Annotated in this window: 17 protein-coding genes; 11 read left to right on the top strand and 6 right to left on the bottom strand. The window is 59.9% G+C overall.

The features are described from left to right. Nucleotides 1-9: 9 nt before the first annotated feature. The 6 genes from GIW69_RS10370 (at nt 10) to cmoB (ending at nt 8,913) form a co-directional block, all read left to right on the top strand. On the top strand, nt 10-2,421 hold the full coding sequence (locus tag GIW69_RS10370) for a glucose/quinate/shikimate family membrane-bound PQQ-dependent dehydrogenase (RefSeq protein ID WP_236482289.1): 2,412 nt from the start codon (nt 10-12) through the stop codon (nt 2,419-2,421). A 993-nt stretch (nt 2,422-3,414) separates the two neighbouring features. Then, nucleotides 3,415-5,832: an endopeptidase La gene (gene lon, locus GIW69_RS10365; RefSeq protein ID WP_236482288.1), complete on the top strand. Its 2,418-nt coding sequence runs from the start codon at nt 3,415-3,417 to the stop codon at nt 5,830-5,832. Nucleotides 5,833-6,045: 213 nt separating this feature from the next. Next, complete coding sequence (locus tag GIW69_RS10360) at nt 6,046-6,438, top strand: protease inhibitor I42 family protein (protein ID WP_236482286.1); 393 nt, start codon at nt 6,046-6,048, stop codon at nt 6,436-6,438. A 2-nt stretch (nt 6,439-6,440) separates the two neighbouring features. Next, the gene (locus GIW69_RS10355) at nt 6,441-7,076 is read left to right on the top strand and encodes a lysoplasmalogenase (RefSeq protein ID WP_236482284.1); all 636 of its coding nucleotides are present in this window, start codon (nt 6,441-6,443) and stop codon (nt 7,074-7,076) included. Nucleotides 7,077-7,216: 140 nt separating this feature from the next. Further along, a complete protein-coding gene (gene cmoA / locus GIW69_RS10350) occupies nt 7,217-7,960 on the top strand; it encodes a carboxy-S-adenosyl-L-methionine synthase CmoA (protein WP_236482282.1) in 744 nt (247 codons plus the stop codon). Beyond that, on the top strand, nt 7,957-8,913 hold the full coding sequence (gene cmoB, locus GIW69_RS10345) for a tRNA 5-methoxyuridine(34)/uridine 5-oxyacetic acid(34) synthase CmoB (protein WP_236482280.1): 957 nt from the start codon (nt 7,957-7,959) through the stop codon (nt 8,911-8,913). The genes cmoA and cmoB overlap by 4 nt, the downstream gene beginning before the upstream one ends. 132 nt (nt 8,914-9,045) lie before the next feature. Here cmoB and tadA read toward each other — a convergent pair whose 3' ends face one another. Both tadA and GIW69_RS10335 read right to left on the bottom strand, forming a co-directional pair. Beyond that, nucleotides 9,046-9,543 (bottom strand): tRNA adenosine(34) deaminase TadA, encoded by a 498-nt coding sequence (tadA, locus tag GIW69_RS10340; RefSeq protein WP_236482278.1) that lies wholly within the window; start codon nt 9,541-9,543, stop codon nt 9,046-9,048. Continuing rightward, on the bottom strand, nt 9,543-10,919 hold the full coding sequence (locus GIW69_RS10335) for a multicopper oxidase family protein (protein WP_236482277.1): 1,377 nt from the start codon (nt 10,917-10,919) through the stop codon (nt 9,543-9,545). The genes tadA and GIW69_RS10335 overlap by 1 nt, the downstream gene beginning before the upstream one ends. Nucleotides 10,920-11,205: 286 nt before the next feature. Here GIW69_RS10335 and GIW69_RS10330 point away from each other — a divergent pair, with 286 nt between their 5' ends. Next, nucleotides 11,206-13,278: a TerD family protein gene (locus GIW69_RS10330; RefSeq protein ID WP_236482275.1), complete on the top strand. Its 2,073-nt coding sequence runs from the start codon at nt 11,206-11,208 to the stop codon at nt 13,276-13,278. Between the two features lie 155 nt (nt 13,279-13,433). After that, complete coding sequence (locus GIW69_RS10325; RefSeq protein ID WP_236482273.1) at nt 13,434-16,511, top strand: membrane-targeted effector domain-containing toxin; 3,078 nt, start codon at nt 13,434-13,436, stop codon at nt 16,509-16,511. 89 nt (nt 16,512-16,600) lie between these two features. Here GIW69_RS10325 and guaA read toward each other — a convergent pair whose 3' ends face one another. The 3 genes from guaA to GIW69_RS10310 all read right to left on the bottom strand — a co-directional run bounded on the left by guaA (nt 16,601) and on the right by GIW69_RS10310 (nt 20,465). Then, nucleotides 16,601-18,178, bottom strand: coding sequence for a glutamine-hydrolyzing GMP synthase (guaA, locus tag GIW69_RS10320; RefSeq protein WP_236482271.1), 1,578 nt, complete (start codon nt 18,176-18,178; stop codon nt 16,601-16,603). Nucleotides 18,179-18,304: 126 nt separating this feature from the next. After that, entirely contained in the window at nt 18,305-19,774 is a 1,470-nt protein-coding gene (gene guaB / locus GIW69_RS10315) for an IMP dehydrogenase (protein WP_236482269.1), read from the bottom strand. Between the two features lie 142 nt (nt 19,775-19,916). Next, nucleotides 19,917-20,465 carry a sugar ABC transporter ATPase gene (locus GIW69_RS10310; protein ID WP_236482268.1) on the bottom strand — a complete coding sequence of 183 codons (549 nt, stop codon included), beginning with the start codon at nt 20,463-20,465 and terminating at the stop codon, nt 19,917-19,919. Nucleotides 20,466-20,654: 189 nt separating this feature from the next. On the opposite strand from GIW69_RS10310, the gene xseA reads away from it, so the two are divergent. From xseA to leuA, 3 genes are all read left to right on the top strand, one after another. Then, complete coding sequence (gene xseA, locus GIW69_RS10305; RefSeq protein WP_236482266.1) at nt 20,655-22,034, top strand: exodeoxyribonuclease VII large subunit; 1,380 nt, start codon at nt 20,655-20,657, stop codon at nt 22,032-22,034. 3 nt (nt 22,035-22,037) lie between these two features. Then, on the top strand, nt 22,038-22,859 hold the full coding sequence (locus tag GIW69_RS10300) for a M23 family metallopeptidase (RefSeq protein ID WP_236482264.1): 822 nt from the start codon (nt 22,038-22,040) through the stop codon (nt 22,857-22,859). A 466-nt stretch (nt 22,860-23,325) separates the two neighbouring features. Continuing rightward, nucleotides 23,326-25,005 (top strand): 2-isopropylmalate synthase, encoded by a 1,680-nt coding sequence (gene leuA, locus GIW69_RS10295; protein ID WP_236482262.1) that lies wholly within the window; start codon nt 23,326-23,328, stop codon nt 25,003-25,005. A gap of 176 nt (nt 25,006-25,181) precedes the next feature. On the opposite strand, the gene GIW69_RS10290 is transcribed toward leuA, so the two are convergent. Continuing rightward, on the bottom strand, nt 25,182-25,580 hold the full coding sequence (locus GIW69_RS10290) for a FlxA-like family protein (protein WP_236482260.1): 399 nt from the start codon (nt 25,578-25,580) through the stop codon (nt 25,182-25,184). Nucleotides 25,581-25,622 lie beyond the last annotated feature (42 nt).

Here is a 25,622-nt window from a genome sequence, read left to right as displayed (position 1 = left end):
AACCAAACTATGAGCACTGAAGGTGCTTTGAGTCGAAGCCGTCTGCTACCGAGCCTGCTCGGCATTGTGCTACTGCTGATGGGCCTGGCCATGCTGGCCGGGGGGATCAAGCTGAGCATGCTCGGCGGCTCGCTGTACTACCTGCTGGCCGGTATCGGCCTGACGATCACCGGCATCCTGTTGCTGATGGCCCGTCGGGCCGCCCTGGGTCTGTACGCACTGGTGCTGTTCGCCAGCACCGTGTGGGCATTGTGGGAAGTCGGTCTGGACTGGTGGCAACTGGTGCCGCGTCTGGCCATGTTGTTCGCACTCGGCATCGTCATGCTGCTGCCGTGGTTCCGTCGTCCGCTGCTGCTGACGGGCGCCGCACCGATGGGCACGCGTGCACTGAGCGTGGCCGTCATCCTCGCTGGCGTTGCCGCGCTGGCCAGCCAGTTCACCAACCCGGGTGAAATCAAGGGCCAACTGGACCGCGACAGCGTCGAAGGCATGACCAACACCGCCCCGGCCATGCCTGACGGTGACTGGAATTCCTACGGCCGCAGCGCCCACGGTGACCGTTACTCGCCTTTGGCGCAGATCACCCCGGCCAACGTGAGCAAACTGGTGCCGGCCTGGACTTACCGCACCGGCGATATCCCCGGCCCGGGCGATCCTGGAGAAACCACCGCCGAAAACACCCCGCTGAAAGTCAACGGTATGCTCTATGTGTGCACGCCGCACAGCCAGGTGATTGCCCTTGATCCGGATTCGGGCAAGGAAATCTGGCGGTTCGATCCGAAGCTGAGCACGCAAAAAGCCGCCAACTTCAAAGGCTGGGCGCACATGACCTGCCGTGGCGTGTCGTACCACGACGACGCGGTCTACGCCTCCGAGCAGAGCCCGACCGGCAGCGCCAACCCGCCAGCCCCGGTCAGCGCCTGCCCGCGCCGGATCTTCCTGCCGACCGCCGACACCCGTCTGATCGCCCTCAACGCCGACACTGGCAAGATGTGCGAAGACTTTGGCGACAAAGGCCAGGTCGACCTGAGCACCAACATCGGCGGCTTCACTGCCGGCGGTTACTACTCCACCTCGCCGCCAGCGGTCACCAAAGACCTCGTTGTGATTGGCGGTCACGTCACCGACAACGTTTCCACCGACGAGCCAAGCGGCGTGATCCGCGCGTTCGACGTGCACACCGGCAAGCTGGTGTGGAACTGGGACAGCGGCAACCCGGACGACACCACGCCGATTGCCGAAGGCAAGACCTACACCCGAAACTCGCCCAATATGTGGTCGATGTTCGCGGTCGACGAAAAACTCGGCATGCTCTACCTGCCGATGGGCAACCAGACCCCGGATCAGTTCGGTGGCGCACGCACCACCGAATCGGAAATGCACGCCGCCGGCCTGACTGCCCTGGACATCGCCACCGGCCAGGTGCGCTGGCACTTCCAGTTCACGCACCATGATCTGTGGGACATGGACGTGGGCGGCCAGCCGACCGTGATGGACATCAAGACCGCTGATGGCGTGAAGCCGGCCGTGCTCGCGTCCACCAAGCAAGGCAGCATCTACGTGCTGGATCGCAGCACCGGCAAGGCCATCGTGCCGATCAATGAAATCCCGGTGCCGCAAGGTGCGGTGGAAGGTGATCGTACTTCGCCGACCCAACCGAAATCCGACCTGCACTTCATGCCACCACCGTTGAAAGAACGCGACATGTGGGGCGTCACCCCGTTTGATCAGATGCTGTGCCGGATCGACTTCAAATCCCTGCGCTACGACGGCCCGTTCACGCCGCCGTCGCTGCAAGGTTCGATCGTTTATCCAGGCAACTTCGGCGTGTTCGACTGGGGCGGCATTTCGGTTGACCCGGTTCGCCAATTGGCCTTCGTTAACCCGAGCTACATGGCGTTCCGCTCCAAACTCGTCCCGGCTGCCGAAGTTGAAGGCGGCCCGGGTCGCAAGAGCGAAACCGAAGGCGTCCAGCCAAACAAAGGCGCGCCGTACGGCGTGATCCTCGAAGCACTGCTGTCGCCAATGGGCTTGCCATGCCAGGCGCCAGCGTGGGGTTACGTGGCGGCAGTCGACCTGACCACTCACAAAACCATCTGGATGCACAAAAACGGCACCGTGCGCGACAGCTCGCCGGTTCCGATCCCGCTGAGCATGGGCGTGCCTAGCCTGGGCGGCACCTTCACCACTGCCGGTGGCGTTGCCTTCCTGAGCGGCACCCTCGACCAGTACCTGCGCGCCTACGACGTGAAAAACGGCAAGCAACTGTGGGAAGGCCGCCTGCCAGCAGGTGCGCAAACCACACCGATGACCTACACCGGCAAGGACGGCAAGCAATACGTGCTCGTCGTGGCAGGCGGTCACGGCTCCCTGGGCACCAAACAAGGTGACTACGTGATCGCGTACAAACTGTCCGAGTAAACATTAGCGGCAGTTGAATAAAGGCGACACCCGCGAGGGTGTCGCCTTTTTTTGTGCCACCTGTAGGCGCTGCGGCACGCTGCGATCTTTTGATCTTGATTTGCTGGTGTGAATATCCGTTGCTGCGGTCACGGCTGCTGGCGGTTTCGCTCTTACAGCGACTCACAGTGTAGGAGCTGCGGCACGCTGCGATCTTTTGATTTGATCTGCTGGTGTGAATATCCGTTTCTGCGGTAACGGCTGCTGGCGGTTTCGCTCTTACAGCGACTCACTTTTCCAAACGCCGAAAAGTAAGCAAAAGGCTTTCGTCCCGGCGTACGGCACTTCGCTTAGGCTCAGTGTTCCCTCGCTACGGTGTCCATCCGGGGGCATCGCCTACGGTTTGCTTCGCTGCACCTCCTCTCGATGTGTGCGGCTTCGCCGCACGGCGCTGCGCGCCTACCCCCGGATGGACACCTTCGCTCGGCCTGCCGAAGGGACGAAGATCAAGAGCCAGATCAAAAGCCAGATCAAAAGCCAGATCAAAAGCCAGATCAAAAGCCAAAGCCAAAGCCAAAGCTAAAGCTAAAGACAGATCACACGATCGCAGCCATCGGCAGCTACAGGGTGAGGTGGTACAACTGAAGAAATTGGTCGGCTGTCAGGCCGCCATCGCTGGCAAGCCAGGCTCCCACAGGGATCGGAGCTGCAGCGTGCTTTTGCTTCTCACCACTCAACAGGATGAGCGTTAGCTCGGCTGCAGCTTTTGATCTGTTGGCCCCTTCGGCAGGCTGAGTGGAGGGATCCCGGAGCGAAGGAACCCCGAGCCTTAGCGAGCGGGCCGAACGTTGGGGCAACCCTTTCTGGTTACTTTTTCGGCGTCTGGAAAAGTGACCCGCCGTAAGGGCGGAACCATAATCCGCCCCCCCCCAAGAAACGGATATACACCCTACCCATTGAAACCACTCAAGCACCGCCCCATCTAAGACCCATACCCCATTGCGCAGGTGCCCCATGAGCGACCAGCAAGAATTCCCTGACAACCCCGACGACTACACCGAAACCGACCACATCGAACACCACACCCCCGGCAAAGGCCTGGCGCTCCCAGGCCAGAACCTGCCGGACAAGGTCTACATCATCCCGATCCACAACCGCCCGTTCTTCCCGGCTCAAGTCCTGCCGGTCATCGTCAACGAAGAACCCTGGGCCGAAACCCTCGATCTGGTGAGCAAATCCGAACACCACTCCCTGGCCCTGTTCTTCATGGACACGCCCCAGGAAGACCCGCGCCACTTCAACACTGACGCACTCCCCGAATACGGCACCCTGGTCAAGGTGCACCACGCCAGCCGCGAAAACGGCAAATTGCAATTCGTCGCCCAAGGCCTGAGCCGCGTACGCATCAAGACCTGGCTCAAGCACCATCGCCCGCCGTATCTGGTGGAAGTCGAATACCCGCACCAGCCGACCGAGCCGACCGACGAGGTCAAGGCCTACGGCATGGCGCTGATCAACGCGATCAAGGAGCTGCTGCCGCTCAACCCGCTGTACAGCGAAGAACTGAAAAACTACCTCAACCGCTTCAGCCCCAATGATCCATCGCCGCTGACCGACTTCGCCGCCGCGTTGACCTCCGCCACCGGATCCGATCTGCAAGGCGTGCTCGACTGCGTGCCGATGCTCAGGCGCATGGAAAAAGTCCTGCCGATGCTGCGCAAGGAAGTCGAAGTCGCGCGCCTGCAGAAAGAAATCTCCGCAGAAGTGAACCGCAAGATCGGTGAGCATCAGCGTGAGTTTTTCCTCAAGGAACAGCTCAAAGTCATCCAGCAGGAACTCGGCCTGACCAAGGACGACCGCAGCGCCGACCTCGAACAGTTCGAACAGCGCCTCGAAGGCAAAACCCTGCCAGCCCAAGTGCAGAAACGCCTCGACGAAGAAATGAACAAGCTGTCGATCCTTGAGACCGGTTCGCCGGAGTACGCGGTCACCCGCAACTACCTCGACTGGGCGACGTCGGTTCCATGGGGCGTCTATGGCGAGGACAAACTCGACCTCAAGCACGCGCGCAAAGTGCTCGATAAACACCACGCAGGCCTCGACGACATCAAGGATCGCATCCTCGAATTCCTCGCGGTCGGTGCTTATAAAGGCGAGATCAGCGGCTCTATCGTCTTGCTCGTCGGCCCGCCGGGCGTGGGCAAGACCAGCGTCGGTAAATCCATCGCCGAATCCCTCGGCCGGCCGTTCTACCGCTTCAGCGTCGGCGGCATGCGCGACGAAGCCGAGATCAAGGGTCACCGCCGCACCTACATCGGCGCGCAGCCGGGCAAACTCGTGCAGGCGTTGAAAGACGTCGAAGTGATGAACCCGGTGATCATGCTCGACGAGATCGACAAGATGGGCCAGAGCTATCAGGGCGACCCGGCCTCGGCGCTGCTGGAAACCCTGGATCCGGAGCAGAACGTCGAGTTTCTCGACCACTACCTCGACCTGCGCATGGACTTGTCGAAAGTCCTGTTCGTCTGCACCGCCAACACCCTGGATTCGATTCCCGGCCCGTTGCTTGACCGGATGGAAGTGATTCGCCTGTCGGGCTACATCACCGAAGAAAAAGTCGCCATCGCCAAGCGTCACCTGTGGCCCAAGCTGCTGGAAAAGGCTGGCGTGTCGAAAGGCAGCCTGAGCATCAGCGACTCTGCCCTGAAAGCTTTGATCGACGGCTATGCCCGTGAAGCTGGCGTGCGCCAGCTGGAAAAACAGATGGGCAAACTGGTGCGCAAAGCGGTGATGAAGCTGATCGACGATGGCAACGCCGTGATCAAGATCGGCCCGAAAGACCTCGAAGCCTCACTCGGTCATCCGGTGTTCCGCAACGAGCAAGTGTTGTCCGGCACCGGCGTGATCACCGGTCTGGCCTGGACCAGCATGGGCGGTGCCACGCTGCCGATCGAAGCGACGCGGATTCACACGCTCAATCGCGGCTTCAAACTGACCGGGCAACTGGGCGACGTGATGAAGGAATCGGCGGAGATCGCCTACAGCTACGTCAGTTCGCATCTGAAGCAGTTCGGCGGCGATGCGAAGTTTTTCGACGAAGCTTTTGTCCACCTGCACGTACCGGAAGGTGCCACTCCCAAAGACGGCCCGAGCGCCGGCGTGACCATGGCCAGCGCCCTGCTCTCGCTCGCCCGCAACCAGCCGCCGAAAAAAGGCGTGGCGATGACCGGTGAACTGACACTGACCGGGCATGTGCTGCCGATTGGCGGGGTACGCGAGAAAGTCATTGCCGCACGGCGGCAGAAGATATTCGAACTGATCCTGCCGGAAGCCAACCGGGGCAACTTCGAAGAATTGCCAGACTATCTGAAGGAAGGCATTACCGTGCATTTCGCCAAGCGGTTTGCGGATGTGGCGAAGGTGCTGTTCTGATCGTTTCGTAGCGCCTGTCGCATCGCTATCGCTGGCAAGCCAGCTCCCACACGTTCTGCACTGTTCACGATGGTGTGTTCACTGATGAACCTGTGGGAACTGGCTTACCAGCGATGGCGCCCGCCAACACAACACCATCGCGCAGACTGTCACACTCCCCGTCATCTTCAGTTATGCTCGCCGTTCGTCGTGAATGCCGGAGCCGCTGAGCCTATGTCCCTCACCCGCCTGTTTGTCCCCCTCGCCCTTTCCTTGCTGTCCGCCTGCGCCACGCAACCGAAGCACAACGTGACCGTGGAAAAACAGAGCGAGTGCCCGGTGAAACTGGTCAACGGACAAACCCTGATCCTGACCTTGCCCAGCAACCCCACCACCGGTTATCGCTGGGCCATCCAGGACTCGGCCGGCGGCGTCTTGCATGCCTTGAGCCCCGAGGTCTACAGCAATCCGGAAGATGCCGGCGTGGTCGGCGCGGCCGGGATTTCCACCTGGCGTTTTCAGGCCTTTGCCACCGGCACCGGGCGCTTGCGCCTGACGTCGCAACAACCGTGGGCGCAGGAAGTGCTGCCGGTGGAAACCTTTGACTGCGCCATTTCGGTGAACTGACCGTGGGCTGGCTGATTCTGGCGCTGATGGGCGCGGTGATGTTTGTCTACGGCATCAGCACCCACGCGACGTTACTGTGCCTGCTGGTCAAACCGCTGCCGGTGCTGGCCATGCTTGGCTGGCTGCACGACGCACCGCCCAGCGAATACCGCCGCTGGATCAGCCTGGGGCTGATTTTCTCTTTGATCGGCGATGTGCTGCTGGCCTGGCCGGTGGATCTGTTTGTATTTGGGCTCGGTGCATTTTTGGTCGCCCATCTGGCGTACCTCAAGGCTTACCTGAGTGATTGCCGTCGATTGGCTGTCGTGCCGCTGATAATCGCTGTCGGCGTGGGCGCGGTGCTGCTGGGCATTCTGATTTCCAGCGGACTCGGACCGCTGTTGGTGCCCGTCGTTGTCTACGGCTTGGCCATCACCGCGATGCTCTGGCGCGCCCTGGCTCGCCTCGGCACCGATGTGCCGAAACGTTCGGCGCTGTTCGCGGCGGCGGGAGCCCTGGCCTTTGTGTTTTCCGACAGCGTGATTGGCATCAATCGCTTTGTTGCGCCGTTTCATGCGGCACCTTACGTGATCATCCTTAGTTACTGGCTAGGGCAGTGGGGGATTACAGCCTCTGCGTTCAGCCGAGTCACGCGCTGAATTCTTCGCGAGCAGGCTCGCGAAAGCGTTGTGGCTGCCGATGTGGAACCCAGCGTCCTCCGGCTTATCAGACAATCCAAGCATCACAGCGCCACTTTGGCTAAAATGCCGGCCTTTCCACCGACACCGCCGGAACCGCCGTGAGCAAAGAACCCGATCGCATTTTCGCCCAGCCCTTGGCCCAGGTGCCTGACTTCGCCTTCAACGAAGACGTGGTGCGGGTGTTCCCGGACATGATCAAGCGCTCGGTGCCGGGTTACCCGACCATTGTCGAAAACCTCGGCGTGCTCGCGGCGCAATTTGCCCAGCCGAACAGCGTACTTTATGACCTCGGCGCGTCACTGGGCGCCGTGACCCAAGCGTTGCGCCGTCATGTGCGCACCGACGGTTGCCGGGTGATCGCGGTGGATAACTCGGCGGCGATGGTCGAACGCTGCCGCGAATATCTGAACGGTCAGGATTCGATGTTCCAGGAGCTGCTGCCGGTCGAGGTGATCGAAGGCGACATCCTCGCCCTCGATTTCGAACCGGCCTCGGTGGTGGCGCTGAACTTCACCCTGCAATTCATCGCCCCCGATCAGCGCACCGCGTTGCTCAGCCGTATCCGTCAATCGTTATTGCCGGGCGGTGCGTTGATCCTCTCGGAAAAGCTGCGTTTCAACGATGCCGAAGAGCACGCGTTGCTCACCGATCTGCATGTCGCGTTCAAACGCGCCAACGGCTACAGCGAATTGGAAATCGCCCAGAAACGCAGCGCCATCGAAAACGTCATGAAGCCCGACAGCCTCGAAGAACACCGCGAACGCCTGTTGGCCGCCGGGTTCTCGAAAGTCGTGCCGTGGTTCCAGTGTCTTAACTTTGCCTCGTTGATTGCCTTGCCATGATTGATTTGTCCCCCCTCGCCCGCCGCCTGGCCGGCACGCCGCTGGCCAATTGGGCCAACACACTGCAAGCGCAACTCGACAAGAAAATGGACAAAGGCCACGGCGATCTGGAGCGCTGGCAAAGTGCGCTCGACGCGTTGCCGAAGATCCAGCCCAGCGAAGTCGATCTGCTCAACGGCCTGACACTGGACACTGATTGCGACGACGACACCCGCGCGCAAATGCGCACCGCCCTGATGGGGCTGTCGCCGTGGCGCAAAGGCCCGTTCGACCTGTTTGGCGTGCATGTCGACACCGAATGGCGCTCGGACTGGAAATGGTCGCGGGTCGCACCGCATCTGGATCTGAAAGGCAAGCGCATCCTCGATGTCGGCTGCGGCAACGGCTACTACATGTGGCGCATGCTCGGCGCCGGGGCCGACAGCGTGATCGGTGTTGACCCGAACTGGCTGTTCTTCTGCCAGTTCCAGGCAGTGCAGCGTTACCTGTCCGAGCCGAATGCCTGGCACTTGCCGTTCCCGTTTGAAGACTTGCCGGCGAACCTCGAAGGCTTCGACACGGTGTTTTCCATGGGCGTGTTCTACCACCGTCGTTCGCCGATCGAGCATTTGCTGGCGTTGAAGGATTGCCTGGTCAAGGGAGGCGAACTGGTGTTGGAAACGCTGGTGATCGAAGGTGATCAGCAGCAGGTGTTGGTGCCGGAAGACCGTTATGCGCAGATGCGCAACGTGTGGTTTCTGCCGTCAGTGCCGGCGCTGGAGTTGTGGTTGCGACGTGCCGGTTTCACGGATGTTCGATGTGTAGACGTGAGCACCACGACTGTCGAAGAACAACGTGGCACCGAATGGATGAAGTATCAGTCACTGAGCGATTTCCTTGATCCGGACGATCACAGCAAGACGGTTGAAGGGCTGCCGGCGCCGATGCGCGCGGTGATCGTCGCCCGTAAATAACCCGTTCTCACAAACACTGCAAAAACTGTGGGAGCTGGCTTGCCAGCGATGGCGTCGGCACATCCAGCATTGATGTCGACTGAAACACCGCTATCGCTGGCAAGCCAGCTCCCACAGGTTTGGTGTTGTTATCTAGATTGTTGGTTTGGCCCGACGGGCCTTGAAGAACTCGCTCAACACCGCGCCACACTCCTCCGCCAGCACCCCGCCCTCAAACAACACCCGGTGATTCAAAAAGCCCTGAGTGAAAAACTCCCCCTGACTTTGCACAATCCCGGCCTTGGGTTCCAACGCGCCGTACACCACCCGCGCAATCCGCGAATGGACGATCAACCCCGCGCACATGCTGCACGGTTCCAGCGTCACGTACAGGGTGCTGCCCGGCAGTCGGTAATTGCTCACGGCTTGCGCGGCGGCGCGGATCGCGACCATTTCCGCATGGGCGCTCGGATCGCTGCCGCTGATCGGGCAGTTGAAGCCACGGCCGATGATTTCGCCATCCTGCACCAGCACGGCGCCCACCGGCACTTCACCGAGCTTCGCGCCTTGGGCGGCAAGGATCAGCGCTTCACGCATAAAGTCACGGTCACGACTGCGGTCGATGATCGCCGCAGGACGAATCTGACGCATCACGCCACCTCGATGGCGGCCATCAGGCCGGTTTCCATGTGGTCGATCACATGGCAATGGAACATCCATACACCCGGGTTATCCGCCACCAGCGCCACTTGCGCACGCTCGTTTTTACCCAGCAGATAAGTGTCGGTGAAGTACGGAATGATCTTGTGCCGATTCGACGCAATCACTTTGAAACTCATGCCGTGCAAGTGGATCGGGTGTTGATACTGTGTCAGGTTTTTTAATTCGAAAATGTAGCTTTTGCCCTTCTCAAGTTTGGCGATGGGCCGATCCGCACACGTCTTGTCGGTGATGTCCCAGGCCTTGCCATTGATCTGCCACAGGCTCGGCGGCCGGCCATTGTCGACGTTCACCGACACCGAACCGACCCATTCGAAATTGAAGTTGAGTTTCTGCGCATTCGCCAGATCCGGCTCGGCCACTGGATTGGCCGGCAATGCCTTCGGCCAGTCGGTCGGCGCATCGTTGTTGACCACCGAACGCAGGGTGCCCAGGCGCACCGGGCCGTTGCGCAGGGACAATTCTTCGCCGGCCGGCGGAGCCTTGATCGCCAGGCAAATGCGCATGCCCGGCCCCAGCCAGTATTCCTTGCCCATCGGGCGCGGCTCGACCGGGTTGCCGTCCAGCGCATAGATTTGCGCTTCGACGCCGGGAATATTAATGCGATACGTCAGGGTATTGTCGAGGTTGAGCAGGCGCACACGGGTAATCTGCCCGGCCGGCAAGTCGATGACCGGCGACGGCACGCCATTGATCGTCGATAACCGTCCGGCGGTGCCACCACGAGCGGCTTCGCGCGGAATGCTGAAGTCGACGAACTGGCCTTTGTCGTCGATGTGCCAGTTTTTCAGGCTCAGGGTCTGTTCGAATTTGAAACCGGTCGGCTCGCGTTCTTCGACAATCAGCGGCCCGACCAGCCCGCGCCCCAGCTCTTCGCTGCTGCTGACGTGCGGGTGATACCAATAGCTGCCGGCGTCCGGCACGCGGAATTTGTAGTCGAAGTATTCACCCGGCAGCACCGGCAGTTGCGACACATACGGCACGCCGTCCATCTCCAGCGGCAGGCGAATGCCATGCCAGTGAATGGTGGTGGCGACCGGCAAATGGTTGATGAAGCGCACCCTCAGCCATTCGCCCTGTCGCACACGCAACTCGGTACCCGGCGCCGACAGGCCAAACGCCCAGGCCGGGGTTTTGTGCCCGGCGACCAACTCGACGTCCAGCGGCGCGGCGATCAACTCGTAGTCATGACCCGCTTCGGCGTCGGCCATTTTCCCCAGCCAGTATCGCGACGCCCCGCCCGCTCCGACGCCAACGACAACCAGACCGGCCAGGCCACCGAGGATTTGGCGACGGGAAAAGGACATGAACGTGATTACCTCTGCATCTGCAACGGGCGAGTAGCCCGCAAAAGGCGAATACGATACACCTGCAGATACGAAACAGTAAGGAATCCCCGATGAAAAAACGTGTAGAGCAGTCGCCACGTCTCGTAGAATGCCGGCGTGGCTATGGAACACCTTCCTTCTAACCCTCTATGAACTAGGGGTTCCGCTCTCCACACCGCGCCTGCTTCCCGCAGGCGTTTTTATATCAGCTGTAAACACGATGCTGCGCGTCATCCAAAACGGCGACCAAGGAGAAACAACAAGCATGAATCAGGAGCTGTTCCTGCGTCGCCGTATGAAGGTTCTCGTCCCATTCGGCACAGGCGGTGCCACGCGCGCTCAAGTCGCATCGGCTGTGCGAGAAGTCACCGCGTTTCGATACGTGCTATCGGAGCCGCTGATTGAGCAAATCGGCACGTTGTCCGCCGAAGAACTCAAGCAGTGGCTGCGCGCCGTTGTCGGAGTACTCCGGCGGCAGACTGGCGGCCATGTGCACCATCGGCCGTTTTACCCTGACTTTCCAGAGCAGGTTTTGGCGGCCTCGGAGGCCGAGCTCTACCTCAACGCCGTCTCGCATTACTTCACGCTTCTGCGCCTGCCGCCGGCAGAAAGTGCTCGCCCCGCGCTACTTGAAGGCAGCTACATATCTCGCGTTATTGAACTGGGAAGCGTCTCGGATTTCGAGTCACTGCTCGAACCGCTGGTTTCGTCCCGCACCTCGCTCTCTGAACAGGACGCGGCCGATGTCGTGTGGTTTATTCGAACGTACAAAAGCGATGTATTCCGTCTGCTGCCTGAAACTGTGCCGTTCCGGGAAATTCGCGCACTGGTTGGCGGCGCACTTGCCCGGCACGTACTCAAGGATTCGCAAGTAGACACATTCCTGGAGCGAAACGTCGAAACGGCGACCGACGTCCTGCGCCTTGCGGTCGTGTTGCATGGAGGCGATGTGTCATTGACCACAGCGTCGACACGTTTCACCGCGATGAAGCGCTCGATGCGCCGTCTGCTGTTACGTCTGCTCGATAACATACCCAGCGCTACAGAAGATGTAATGCGCCATGCGGAGCGATGGAAACGCCTGGCTGAAGTACTGCATCCGGGCGAGCATGCCGATAAGTATCCCCGAGCACTAGCGGCCATCACCGCAGCCCGACGAAACGAAGCACCAGCTTCATTTGCATCGAGTGTCGAAACATTGCTCGCCCAGCGGAATATCGCAGCGCTCACTCCCCTGCTGAAAAGCCGTCCTGGCGAGTTCGCACGACGGCTGGACGTCACCTTGCGGCGCGCGACAGAACCGCATTCGGTCCTCGACGCGTTCGAGGCCGTTGCGGCAGAAGTAGCCTCACCTGTCCTGCTGCAATTACTGGCCCAGCTTCATGCACCACGTCCCTTGCCATTGCGGGCATTCACACCAAAAGGTTCATTGGCGAAGGTTTATGGCATCAAGGATCGGCGCGAACCTCTGGCCTCCGACGTATTGGCGCGTGCGGCCCGTATTTGCGAGGACGCGCTCGTAACGCGGTTTGCGTCGCTGCCACCGCTAGGCCGTTGTTACATCGATCCGCAATTGCGCGATTACAGGGTACCGCTGGCCCAGCGTGCCTCATCGAAGTCGCTGCGTACGCTGGTGCGGGGCAGTCGGTTGCCACTGCCCGACACACGCTTTATTCGCCTGTTTCTGTGGTGGAAGAACGGTCAGGAACGCACCGACATCGACTTGTCCGCCGCATTTTTTGACGGCAACTTCGTATTCATGCAAACGGTCGCGTATTACAACCTGAAGGGCTTCGGCGGCTACCACAGCGGCGACATTGTCGATGCGCCCGACGGCGCTTCGGAGTTCATCGACCTGGATCTTGATGTCCTTGCGAAGAAGGGTATCCGCTACGTCGTCACCTCGATCAACGCTTTCACGATGCAACCGTACTGCGATCTTCCAGAGTGCTTCGCCGGTTGGATGGCCCGCGCCGACACCGCATCGGGTGAAGTGTTCGAACCGAGATCCGTGTTCGACCGCATCGATATTGCCTCAGACACACAGATTTGCCTGCCATTCGTGATGGATCTGCAGCAGAGATGCGTGATTTGGGCCGATCTAGGCCTCACTTCATCTCCCTACTGGAACAACGTTGATAACAATCTCAGTGGGGTATCGCTCATGCTGCGGGCTTTGATCCATACACCACGACCCGATCTGGAGACGCTATTCGATCTACACGTTCGAGCACGAGGAGAACGAGTGGCTTCGCCGCGGCTGGCACAGACCGTGTTCGCGTCAGATCAAGGGATAACACCGTTTGATACGGATCTGATTCGATCACAGTATCTCTAACACCTCTGCCAGGTTTTTCCTTTCATCGATCAGGCAGCGCGGCGGATGACGCAGCCCTACCACGGTTTCGGGGCGATTAAGTGGTACATATGTAGTGCCCGTCCATCGAGCGAGTGCGCAATGCTCACCGCCCGACTCTCAAGGATGGAGAAACCATGAACGCACTTCTAGACCGACCGCTGCCCAATGTGGCTGACAAGGCAGCACTCAAGACCATCGCGGCCACCGTCATTGAATATTGCCCCGGGCTTTCAGACACCGCTCGCGATGTCGCCCGCGACTTGCTGAAAAAACAGGGTTTGCCCGATCTCGATCCGGATCACGTTTTTTTTCATCGGTTCAAGGCTGCCCAGAGCAGTACGAAATCCTTCACTGGCTGGGAGCACGTTCGGGAAAAGCCCTATGAAACATTGACCCTGACGCAGTTGGTCATTCACCGCTTCCGCGCGACCGACCAGGACAATGCCGACCTGCTCGATCTGTATGGCGGTTTTTACTCGGCCGGCCCGAACCACGACACCTTCAATGAAACCAACGAAGTGCGCCTGCATGGCAACGACGTGTTGAAGGCGTTCTGGAGCCTCGACTTCAGCACGCTCTACAACGATCGCCTGGCCAGTTTCTGGAACACTCACGCCGATGACTTCCGCACGCTGACGAAATGTAACTTTCTGAGCAGCGCGATCAGCGCTCTGGACAACGGGCAGTTGACCGGTGAGGACTATCAACAAATCGTCGACACGGTTATCGGCCCCTTCAACTGGCCGGTCACTTTGCAAATGCTGCGCTCCAGTCATTCGGTCAGCGGCAATGTGCGCACCGTGGATATCGCCGGGCATACGGCCACCCGACTGCTGCGATTCGTCATGCCCTCGGGCCGACAAATCATCTACCTGCCCGGCGAAGTGACCGCTTTTCAGGTGCTTGAAACCGAGGCCGACATGCATTGGTGGATGCTGCAAAGGATGAATGACGCCACGCAGCGCAGAACGTTTCTCAGCCATTTCTCCCTGAATGATTGTCACCAGATCGAACAGAACATCACTGATTTGATGAACCGGTTGGTCAGCGACTGGGGTCGCACAAACCATCGAATGATCAATCAGACAAACACCGCCGTGAGCAACGATGCCTTCACCTGGCTGCGTGACTCGACCCGGCACACCATGTTTGCCGAAGCCGAACTGTCGCTGACGTCGAACGCCGATCTGCGCAAGAAACTGTGGATCGGTTACCTCAGTGCCGGCCTCCGGGTGTTTGGCCCGATGGCCGCCATCGGCTGGCCGGTTGCGTTGCCGCTGATTTGCGCTGGCATCGCCAAGATGGGTCTGAATATCGATCAGGCCTATAACGGTAAAACCGTCAACGAACGCCACGCGGGGTTGATCGCCATTAACTGGGGCATCATCGAGACGCTGTTCAATACGCTGGCGTTGTATGGCACGGGCCCGATCAGCGACGTCGGCGCCGAGGTGGATGCCGCCGAAGCCGCTGAAATGGCCGAGTACAGTGAAAGCCTGTCACCTTCCGAACCGCCGGCATCGGTGGAGGATCCGGCAGCAATCGTGCCGGACGACCCTGAATTCACACCGCCCGGCATTGACCAGCGCCCGCCGTTTGCATCGGACATCGCCCGACCTCCTTCCATACCCTCCAAATACCTGTGTAACGAAATGCTCGACGGCCTTGTGCCGGAAACCTCGCTGGGCAAATTCAGGGGCATTTACCGCCTTCAGGGCGATTATCCCTACGCGATTCTGCTCGATGAGGATCCTTATTACGTGCGCTACTTCGCCGAGACCGAAGAACGCGGCTACTGGGCAATCATTGATCCAGACAGGCCCAATCAGTTCGTCAGTTCATTGCCGGTGCGTCTGAATGCGGCAGGTCAATGGGAACGGATGCGACCGTTGAGGCTCAAGGGGGGAGGACAATGTTTCGGCAAGGAATGCGCGCCGGAAGGTATCGAACTGGACAATCTGCAACCCGCACCGCTTGAGGCACAGGCACCGCCACAAGGCTCACCCGTTCGCTTGCTGACCACCTCCTACGACGCGCCATCTGCACTGAAATCTTCCCTGAAAACATGGGCCCTCGATCTCCCCGAGGATTTCGCTCAATGGGCGCCCAACGCAGGCGAAGGTGCGCAAGCCGAGCAGAACATGTTCGCGCGCCATTTCCAGCGCAGCCGGGAAGCACTGATCAGTGCCTCACGCACGTTTTATCGAAACCTGCCCTGGAGCAATCTGCCGCCGCGCCCACCGATTCCCGATATCAGTCAGGCCATGGATATTGGTGAACTCATTGACCGGATCTTTGCGAACGCCCGAGGCCTGGTGGTGGGTGAAACCCTGAACCGCATCACCAGCATGCGCCTGTTGATTGAAAACATGCCGGCACTGGCCCGGCACGTTAAAACGATTTACGTGCGCCGTTTGCTCAATGATTTTGCCCAAAGCGAACTCAATGACTATTTCGGCACGGGGATCATGTCTGACGATCTGGAAAACTATCTCATCGGCTTGGGCACCGATCCCGCCGGGCAATTTGATGAATTCAACCTGGTCAGGGCCGCGCAGCAAAATGGTATCCGCATTCAGGCGCTGGACTGTGCGGCGAGCTATAAAAGCCCCATCCCTCATTCGGCGATTGAAGAGCAGATGATCGCCAATCTGCTGACCCATGAAATCCACTTCATGGATCGAACGCTGAACAATCCCGCGCGCTGGGTCGTACTGACCCTTCCCGAAAACACCAACACGTTTCGTGGCCTCGCAGGCGTCAGCGAAACAGAAGGCGGGATCGGTCTGCGGATTGAAGAAGTCAATCCAGGGGAGGAGACCGGGGTGGATATCGACCCAGGCATAGAGGTAGATCGCGGCCCGTTTGCGAATGCCGACCTGATGCGCGGAACTGAGGAAACCCTTTACGCCGACTTGCGCTTGCGGATGGAAGCGCCGCCCGTGACCTGGAATGAAGTAAAGCTGAGGAAACTGCTGTATCGCCAGGCCATGTACATTTTCGAGAAAAACGGCGAAGCCTACACGCTGGTGCACCGCAACAGACTGGGCCAGCTGATACGTACGCAGGTGCAACAACTCGCCGATGATCACTTCACCATTCACCGCCAACAATGGCCGAGCATGAACGACGTGCCGTTCGCCAGCCTTGAAGAATTGGCTCAGGGGCTGAACAAGATGGGCATGTCGATGCAATCCCGGTTCCCCGCTTGAAATGAATTGAAGGCAGCCAGAACGAAAAAACCCCGGCTTGCGCCAGGGTTTTTAAGTCATTCAATGCCGGGCATTGATGAGCGGTGGGATCACTCCCACTCAATGGTCGCCGGTGGCTTGCTCGACACGTCGTAAGTGACGCGGGAAATGCCTTCGATTTCATTGATGATGCGACCAGAAACGGTTTCCAGCAGTTCGTAAGGCAGGTGCGCCCAACGCGCGGTCATGAAGTCGATGGTTTCCACGGCACGCAGGGCCACGACCCAGGCGTAACGACGGCCATCACCGACTACGCCCACCGATTTCACCGGCTGGAACACCACGAACGCTTGGCTGACTTTGTGATACCAGTCGGCCTTGCGCAGTTCTTCGATGAAGATGTGGTCGGCACGACGCAGCAGGTCGGCGTATTCCTTCTTCACTTCACCGAGGATGCGCACGCCCAGACCCGGGCCCGGGAACGGGTGACGGTAGACCATGTCGTAGGGCAGACCCAGTTCCAGGCCCAGACGACGGACTTCGTCCTTGAACAGTTCGCGCAGAGGCTCGACCAGTTTCAGATTCATCTCTTCCGGCAGGCCACCCACGTTGTGGTGCGACTTGATCACGTGAGCCTTGCCGCTTTTCGCGCCAGCCGACTCGATCACGTCCGGGTAGATGGTGCCCTGAGCGAGGTACTTGATATTGTCCAGTTTGCTCGACTGAGCATCGAATACGTCGATGAAGGTACGGCCGATAATCTTGCGCTTCTTCTCTGGATCGCTTTCGCCAGCCAGGTTGTTCAGGAACTGCTCTTCAGCGTTGGCGCGGATCACCTTGACGCCCATGTTCTCGGCGAACATGGCCATCACTTGCTCGCCTTCGTGCAGACGCAGCAGGCCGTTGTCGACGAACACGCACGTCAGCTGATCACCGATGGCTTTGTGCAGCAGCGCCGCAACCACCGAGGAGTCAACGCCGCCGGACAAGCCCAGCAGCACGTTGTCGGTGCCGACCTGAGCGCGAACCTGAGCGATGGCGTCTTCAGCAATCTTCGACGGTGTCCACAGCGCTTCGCAACCGCAGATGTCGAGGATGAAGCGCGACAGGATGCGACCGCCCTGCTTGGTGTGGGTCACTTCCGGGTGGAACTGCACGCCGTAGTAGCCGCGATCGTCGTTGAACATGCCGGCAATCGGGCAGCTCGGGGTGCTGGCCAGAATGTGGAAGTCTTCCGGCATCTTGGTGACCTTGTCACCGTGGCTCATCCAGACGTCGAGGCCGAACAGGCCATCGGCGTCGATGTGGTCTTCGATGCCGTCGAGCAGGCGGCTCTTGCCGACCACATCCACACGGGCGTAACCGAACTCACGCAGCTCGGAGCCTTCGACCTTGCCACCCAGCTGTTCAGCCATGGTCTGCATGCCGTAGCAGATACCGAAGACCGGTACACCCAGGTCAAACACCGCTTGCGGGCAGCGCGGGCTGTTGGCTTCGTGCACGGACTCGGGGCCACCGGCGAGGATGATGCCTTTTGGCGCGAATTCGCGGATCGCTTCGTCATCCATGTCGAACGGGTGCAGTTCGCAATACACACCGATCTCACGCACGCGGCGGGCGATCAGTTGGGTGTACTGGGAACCGAAGTCGAGGATCAGGATGCGGTGAGCGTGAATGTCGAGGGCCATGGAAAAAAACTCAAAAAGCAGTTGCGAGCTTCAAGCTGCAAGCTGCAAGTAGTCGGAAGCTGGGCGGTAGCTGCGTAAACGCAGTACCGCTTGCAGCTCTTAGCTTGTGGCTTATAGCTGTCGGCTTCAGCCGACCCGATAGTTTGGCGCTTCCTTGGTGATCTGCACGTCGTGAACGTGGGATTCGGCCATGCCGGCGCCGGTGATCCGCACGAACTCAGGCTTGGTGCGCATTTCTTCGATGTCGGCGCTGCCGGTGTAACCCATCGAGGAACGCAGGCCGCCCATCAACTGATGGATGATCGCAGACAGGGTGCCTTTGTACGGCACGCGACCTTCGATGCCTTCCGGAACCAGTTTCTCGGCGCCTGCCGAGGAGTCCTGGAAGTAACGGTCGGAAGAGCCTTGCGCCTGGGACATGGCGCCCAGCGAACCCATGCCGCGATAAGCCTTGTACGAACGACCCTGGAACAGTTCGATTTCGCCCGGTGCTTCTTCAGTACCGGCGAACATCGAGCCCATCATTACGCAGGAGGCACCAGCCACGATGGCCTTGGACAGGTCACCGGAGAAACGGATGCCGCCGTCGGCGATCAACGGGACGCCAGTGCCTTCAAGGGCAGCGGCAACGTTGGCGATGGCGCTGATTTGCGGAACGCCGACACCGGCGACGATACGCGTGGTGCAGATCGAGCCAGGGCCGATACCGACCTTGACCGCATCGGCGCCAGCGTCGGCCAGCGCCTTGGCGGCTGCGCCGGTGGCGATGTTGCCGCCGATCACCTGCACTTCAGGGAAATTCTCTTTGACCCAGCGAACGCGGTCGATCACGCCTTTGGAATGGCCGTGAGCGGTGTCGACCACCACCACGTCCACACCGGCATGTACCAGGGCGGTCACGCGATCACCGGTGTCTTTACCGGTGCCGACGGCCGCGCCCACACGCAGACGACCTTGATCGTCCTTGCTGGCCAGCGGGTAAGCCTTGGCTTTTTCGATGTCGTTGACGGTCATCATGCCTTTGAGGGCGAAGTTGTCGTCGACGATCAACACGCGCTCGATGCGGTGCTTGTGCAGCAGTTCGCGGGCTTCGTTCTTGTCGGCGCCTTCTTTGACCGTGACCAGACGCTCTTTGGGCGTCATGACTTCACGAACAGTGGCTTCCAGACGGCTTTCGAAACGCACGTCACGGGAAGTGACAATGCCGACCAGGTCGCCATTGTGCAGCACCGGAACGCCGGAAATGTTGTGCAGGCGGGTCAGTTCGAACAGATCACGCACGGTAGCGTCGGCTTCGATGGTGATCGGATCTTTAACAACACCGGCTTCGAACTTCTTGACCTTGCGCACTTCGGCAGCTTGCTGCTCGATGGTCATGTTCTTGTGGATAATGCCGATGCCACCTTCCTGAGCCATGGCAATTGCCAGACGGGCTTCAGTCACGGTGTCCATGGCGGCAGAAACCAGAGGAATGTTCAGCTCGATGCCACGGGTAAGACGGGTTTTCAGACTGACTTCGTTAGGAAGCACCTCGGAATAACCGGGTACTAGGAGAATGTCGTCGAAGGTCAAAGCTTCTTGGCTGATACGCAGCATCGCGGGGGCTCCCGAGCGGGAAAATGGAAGCGCGCCATTATAGTCAGACACCCCTTCGGGTTCAATGTAAAACTCTGTCTATTATTGGCGCGCCTGATATACGGGAATCCGGGCTTTTTGTAGGAGCTGCAGCAGGCTGCTCCTACAGTTCGACTTTGACCCAGCTCACCGGCTGATCCAGCCAATCGGCAAACTCGTCGATAAAGCTTTGCTTGAACCCTGCTTCCAGCCAGTTGTTGAAAATGAACCCCAGGTTTGAAAAGCCGCACGGCTGCAGGAACAGGAAGCCATTTATGTCGTCTTCGTGGCCACATTCCGGGCACGTAAAGTTATCGGTACGCGCCGGCATCCAGTCTTCCAGGCTTTCGAACAGTGCCTCACCGACTTCTTTACGGCATTCGGCGCATCCGGCTTCTTCAAGGAACCCCTTGGCTGGCGTATAGATGCAGCGTTTGGTAATGATCTCCAACCCATTGACCGGCTCGCCAAATGGCAGCGCCTCGGGGTGCAGCACCACGGCGCGGGCACCGTCGGCGATGGCGTAAGCCATACGGTTGCCGGTGCGACCGCAGGTGGTCAGTTCTTCCTGGACGATGTTCTTGCGCACCAGCCAGCGCAGGATCGCCCGGGCCCGGGGTTCGTGCACCGGCAGGTTGGAGATTTTCGGGACGATGATGCTTTGGGAATTCATGGAAAAGTCCTGCGGTATGGCTTCTGACGCCTGCTCGCGAAGAGGCCCTAAAGGGCGGCAGCTTAGTCCCTGACGAGATCCGGTCAAGTGCTGAATCCAACACATTCATACGCGCACATTCTTGAATAAACACGCGCCCATGTGGAGCCGCCGTGTATTGCTCCGGGAATTAGCTTTAAACTGCGCCCCATGATTAAAGATCCCTTTGCAAGACTCGGCCTCGACCGCGAAGTCCTCACCGTCAGCCAGCTCAATGGCCGCGCGCGGGTGTTGCTGGAAGACGTGTTCAGCAACATCTGGGTCGAAGGCGAAATATCCAACCTCGCCCGTCCGGCGTCCGGCCACGTCTATTTCACCCTCAAGGACAGCGGCGCTCAGGTGCGTTGCGCGCTGTTCCGCCAGAACGCGGCGCGCGTGCGCCAGGCATTGAAGGACGGCCTGGCAGTGAAAGTGCGTGGCAAGGTGTCGCTGTTCGAAGGCCGTGGTGACTACCAACTGATTCTCGACACCGTAGAGCCGGCCGGCGACGGTGCCCTGCGCCTGGCCTTCGATGCGCTGAAGGAAAAGCTCAGCGCCGAAGGCCTGTTCAGCGCCGACCGTAAGGTGCCGCTACCGGCCCATCCGCAACGCATCGGCATCATCAGTTCGCCGACCGGCGCGGTGATCCGCGACATTATCAGCGTGTTCCGCCGCCGTGCGCCGCAGGTGCAACTGACCCTGATTCCGACTGCCGTGCAGGGCCGCGAAGCCACCGCGCAAATCGTCCGCGCCTTGAAACTCGCCGATGCGCGCGGTTTCGATGCGCTGATTCTTGCCCGGGGCGGCGGCTCGCTGGAAGACCTCTGGTGCTTCAACGAAGAAGCCGTGGCCCGCGCCGTCGATGCCTGCGTGACGCCGATTGTCAGCGCCGTCGGTCATGAAACCGATGTATCGATCAGCGATTTTGTCGCCGACGTCCGCGCCCCTACGCCGTCTGCCGCCGCCGAATTGCTCGCCCCCGACTCCAGCGATCTGGTGCGTCGGGTCGAAAGCCTGCATCGCCGCCTCGTCATGCGCATGCGTGACCGCTTAATGCGCGATCGTCTGCGGCTGGAAGGCATCTCCCGCCGCTTGCGCCATCCCGGTGAGCGTCTGCGCCAGCAAGCCCAGCGTCTGGATGATCTGGACATGCGCATGCGCCGTGCGTTCGAGCGCAGCCTTAATACCCGCCGCGAACGTCTGATCCGCCTGGAAACCCGCCTCGCCGGCCAACATCCGGGACGCCATCTGGCATTGCTGCGCCAGCGTCTCGACAGCCTCGCCGAACGCTTGCCTCGGGCCATGCGCGAAGGATTGAAAAGTCGGCGTCAGCAACTGCTCAGCCAGATGCAAACCCTGCACGTGGTCAGTCCGCTGGCAACCCTCGGCCGTGGCTACAGCATTCTGCTCGACGAACGCGGTCATGCGATCCGCAATGCCGCGCAGACCCACACCGGCCAGCGCCTCAAGGCCAAACTGGGCGAAGGCGAACTGCAAGTGCGCGTCGAGGACAATCACCTGACGCCTGTCACCCTTTCTTTACTGGATTGATCCATGCCACGTTTTCTTGCTCCGCTGCTGTTGTTGCTTCTGACCTTCAATGCCCAAGCCGACAGTTACATCACCCGGCTGCTCAACAAACCGGTGCCGGGGGGCGTGGCGGTGGTGGATCTGGGCAGCACTGCCCAGGCGCCGAAAGCCACGTATCAGGGCAAACCTGTGCTGGTGGTCAAGGAACAAAACAACTGGCTGGCGATTGTCGGCATCCCGCTGACCGTCAAACCCGGTGCGCAGGCTGTTACCAGCGGCGGTCGCACTCTGGGTTTCACGGTCGGCAACAAGAAGTACCCGGAACAGCGCATCACTCTGAAGAACAAGCAGCAGGTCAATCCGGATCAGTCGAACCTCAAGCGCATCGAAGGTGAACTGGCCGAACAGATCGCCGCCTACCGCAGCTTCAGCCCGAACATCCCGAGCAATCTGTTGCTCGACAAACCGGTCAACGGGCCGCTGTCGAGCAAGTTCGGTGTGCGCCGTTTCTTCAACGGTGAAGAGCGTAACCCTCACGCCGGCCTCGACTTCGCGGTGCCGGCCGGTACGCCAATCAAGACGCCGGCGGCAGGCAAAGTGATTCTGATCGGCAATTACTTTTTCAATGGCAACACGGTGTTTGTCGACCATGGACAGGGCTTTATCAGCATGTTCTGTCACATGTCGAAGATTGACGTGAAGGTCGGGCAACAACTGGCACGCGGCGGCGTGGTCGGCAAGGTTGGCGCAACGGGTCGGGCGACCGGGCCGCACATGCATTGGAATGTCAGTCTCAATGATGCGCGAGTGGATCCGGCGATTTTCATCGGGGCGTTTCAGCCTTAGGTTATGAGTCGAGGCGACAGGCCTCATCGCTGGCAAGCCAGCTCCCACAGTGTCCGAGTCGTACACAAACTCGAGAAACCTGGGAGCGGGCTTGCCCGCGAAGACAGACTCACAGCCACGAAATCTCGTCCTGGCACACCCCGATCTCGATTGCGCCCCAATCAAACCTCGCGCAAACATCAGAAAGATTCTCGCCACCAAGCACAATAAAATCGCGCAGAAACCTGCTTTTCGAGGATTTCTCTCAATTTTTTTCCGCCGCTTGCCATCCTCCATTCTCGCGGTTAGGGTTGAAGGCATGAAAACCTCTCACACCCTCATTCAGCTTCGTCAGCACCGCAGCCTGTGCCTCGTCAGCGCACGACTGCCAGGCTGAATCGTTGCGTCTCGCCCGACACGTTTTCCCCACACATTCGCACCACCGGCAGGCCGCCTCTTTTCGGCCCAGACAATAAGGAATTTCCCGATGAGCATGCTCAAAGACCCGTCTTCGAAATACCGCGCATTTCCCGTCATCAATCTGCCGGATCGCACTTGGCCGTCGAAAACCATCGACGCCGCGCCGATCTGGTGCAGTTCCGACCTGCGTGATGGCAACCAGTCGCTGATCGAGCCAATGGACGCGGTGAAGAAGCTGCGCTTCTGGAAAACCCTGGTGCAGGTCGGCGTAAAGGAGATCGAAGCCTCCTTCCCCGCCGCTTCGCAAACCGATTTCGATTTCGTCCGTACGCTGATCGAAGAAGGCCACATCCCGGACGACACCACCATTCAGGTGCTGACCCAGGGCCGTGAAGACCTGATCGAGCGCACGTTCGAATCCCTGCGCGGCGCGAAAAAAGCCATTGTTCACCTGTACAACGCCACCTCGCCGTCTTTTCGCCGCATCGTCTTCAACCAGGACAAGGACGGCATCAAGGCCATCGCAGTCAACGCGGCCAAGCTGTTCGTCAAATACGCCGCGATGCAGCCGGACACCGAGTGGACGTTCGAGTACTCGCCGGAAACCTTCAGCGCCACCGAACTGGAGTTCGCCAAGGAAGTCTGTGATGCGGTGATCGAGGTCTGGAACCCGACGCCTGAGCACAAGATGATCCTCAACCTGCCGGCCACCGTGGAATGCGCGACCCCGAACATTTACGCCGACCAGATCGAATGGTTCGGCCGCAACATCAACCGTCGTGACAGCGTGATCATCAGCCTGCACACCCACAACGACCGTGGCACTGGCGTCGCAGCCACCGAGTTGGGCCTGATGGCCGGCGCGGATCGTGTCGAAGGTTGTCTGTTCGGTAACGGCGAGCGCACCGGCAACGTCGATCTGGTGACTGTGGCGTTGAACATGTACACCCAGGGCGTGAACCCTGAGCTGGACTTCTCCGACATCGACGGCGTGCGCAAAGTCGTCGAAGAGTGCAACCAGATTCAGGTTCACCCACGTCACCCGTACGTGGGTGACTTGGTTCACACCGCGTTCTCCGGCTCCCACCAGGATGCGATCCGCAAGGGCTTCAGCCAGCAGAAACCGGACACCCTCTGGGAAGTGCCTTATCTGCCGATCGACCCGGCCGACATTGGCCGCAGCTATGAAGCGGTGATCCGCGTGAACAGCCAGTCGGGCAAGGGTGGCATCGCCTACTTGCTGGAGCAGGAATATGGCATCAGCCTGCCGCGCCGCATGCAGATCGAGTTCAGCCAGGTCGTGCAGCGTGAAACCGATCGCCTCGGCCTGGAAATGACCGCCAAGCAGATCCACGCGCTGTTGATTAGCGAATACCTGCAAGCCAACACTCCGTATGCGCTGGTCAGCCATCGCCTGCAGGAAGAAAACGGCAACAGCGCCGTCGAAGTGGAAGTGGCGAGCAAGGGTCAGGGCGAAACCAACCTGCACTGGCGCGGCAAGGGCAATGGCGCCCTGGAAGCATTGGTGGCTGGCCTGCCGGTTCCGGTCGAAATCATGGATTACAACGAACACGCCATCGGCGCGGGCACCAACGCCAAAGCGGCAGCCTACATCGAACTGCGTGTGAACGGCGAACGTGCGGTGCACGGCGTTGGTATCGATGAAAACATCACCACGGCGAGCTTCAAGGCACTGTTCAGCGCGCTGAACCGTTCGTTGAGCCAGCCGGAAGCGAAAGCGGCTTAATCGACCGCTGAAAGACAAAAGGCCCCGGGGTTTTCGCCTCGGGGCTTTTTTTTGCCTGAAAGTTTGTGCTGAGTCGGATGGCCTCTTCGCGAGCAAGCCCGCTCCCACAGGGAAATGCATTCCTACTGTGGGAGCGGGCTTGCTCGCGAAGGCGTCGTGTCAGGCAATAAAGATTTTCAGGCGTGGGTGTCGATGCTCTGCATTGCCTGCATCAGTGTGGCCTGCAAAACCTGGATGCGGGCGGCGGTCGCGGCGATCTGGCTCTGGATGGCCATGGCTTGCTGCATCTTCTGCTCTTCGGCCATTTGGCTTTTTTGCACGGCGGCCAGTTGCGCCTGCAGTTCGGCCAATTGTTTTTGAGCTTCGGCGATCTGCTTTTTCAGCGCCTCAATCGGGCTGCTGGCATCACCGACCGGTTTAATGTTGGCCCCAGAGCTGTCGACGCGCAATTCCCCGTCACCCTTGGCGTCGGTGGAGTTCAGCGGACTCGCGGCCTGCTCCAGCGGGTCGCGGATCGACACTTTCGAAGGCGTGACGGGATACGGATTGACGGTGGTGGCGCTGATCGTGGTCATGAAAGATCCTCCTTGGCTTGATCTCCCTATCGGCACGCAACG

This window comes from Pseudomonas syringae (assembly GCF_021605415.1).
Lineage (GTDB): Bacteria > Pseudomonadota > Gammaproteobacteria > Pseudomonadales > Pseudomonadaceae > Aquipseudomonas > Aquipseudomonas syringae_S.
The sequence above is the reverse complement of the archived record's forward strand: the minus strand, read 5'-3'. Positions and strand labels throughout refer to the sequence as shown.

Excerpts from the sequence above, each read along its gene's own strand:
- xseA (WP_236482266.1), top strand. The coding sequence starts at position 20,655 with ATGATTAAAGATCCCTTTGCAAGACTCGGCCTCGACCGCGAAGTCCTC.
- GIW69_RS10300 (WP_236482264.1), top strand. The coding sequence starts at position 22,038 with ATGCCACGTTTTCTTGCTCCGCTGCTGTTGTTGCTTCTGACCTTCAAT.
- GIW69_RS10370 (WP_236482289.1), top strand. The coding sequence starts at position 10 with ATGAGCACTGAAGGTGCTTTGAGTCGAAGCCGTCTGCTACCGAGCCTG.
- lon (WP_236482288.1), top strand. The coding sequence starts at position 3,415 with ATGAGCGACCAGCAAGAATTCCCTGACAACCCCGACGACTACACCGAA.
- GIW69_RS10325 (WP_236482273.1), top strand. The coding sequence starts at position 13,434 with ATGAACGCACTTCTAGACCGACCGCTGCCCAATGTGGCTGACAAGGCA.
- leuA (WP_236482262.1), top strand. The coding sequence starts at position 23,326 with ATGAGCATGCTCAAAGACCCGTCTTCGAAATACCGCGCATTTCCCGTC.
- GIW69_RS10290 (WP_236482260.1), bottom strand. The coding sequence starts at position 25,580 with ATGACCACGATCAGCGCCACCACCGTCAATCCGTATCCCGTCACGCCT.
- GIW69_RS10310 (WP_236482268.1), bottom strand. The coding sequence starts at position 20,465 with ATGAATTCCCAAAGCATCATCGTCCCGAAAATCTCCAACCTGCCGGTG.
- GIW69_RS10330 (WP_236482275.1), top strand. The coding sequence starts at position 11,206 with ATGAATCAGGAGCTGTTCCTGCGTCGCCGTATGAAGGTTCTCGTCCCA.
- cmoB (WP_236482280.1), top strand. The coding sequence starts at position 7,957 with ATGATTGATTTGTCCCCCCTCGCCCGCCGCCTGGCCGGCACGCCGCTG.
- tadA (WP_236482278.1), bottom strand. The coding sequence starts at position 9,543 with ATGCGTCAGATTCGTCCTGCGGCGATCATCGACCGCAGTCGTGACCGT.
- GIW69_RS10335 (WP_236482277.1), bottom strand. The coding sequence starts at position 10,919 with ATGTCCTTTTCCCGTCGCCAAATCCTCGGTGGCCTGGCCGGTCTGGTT.
- guaB (WP_236482269.1), bottom strand. The coding sequence starts at position 19,774 with ATGCTGCGTATCAGCCAAGAAGCTTTGACCTTCGACGACATTCTCCTA.
- GIW69_RS10360 (WP_236482286.1), top strand. The coding sequence starts at position 6,046 with ATGTCCCTCACCCGCCTGTTTGTCCCCCTCGCCCTTTCCTTGCTGTCC.
- guaA (WP_236482271.1), bottom strand. The coding sequence starts at position 18,178 with ATGGCCCTCGACATTCACGCTCACCGCATCCTGATCCTCGACTTCGGT.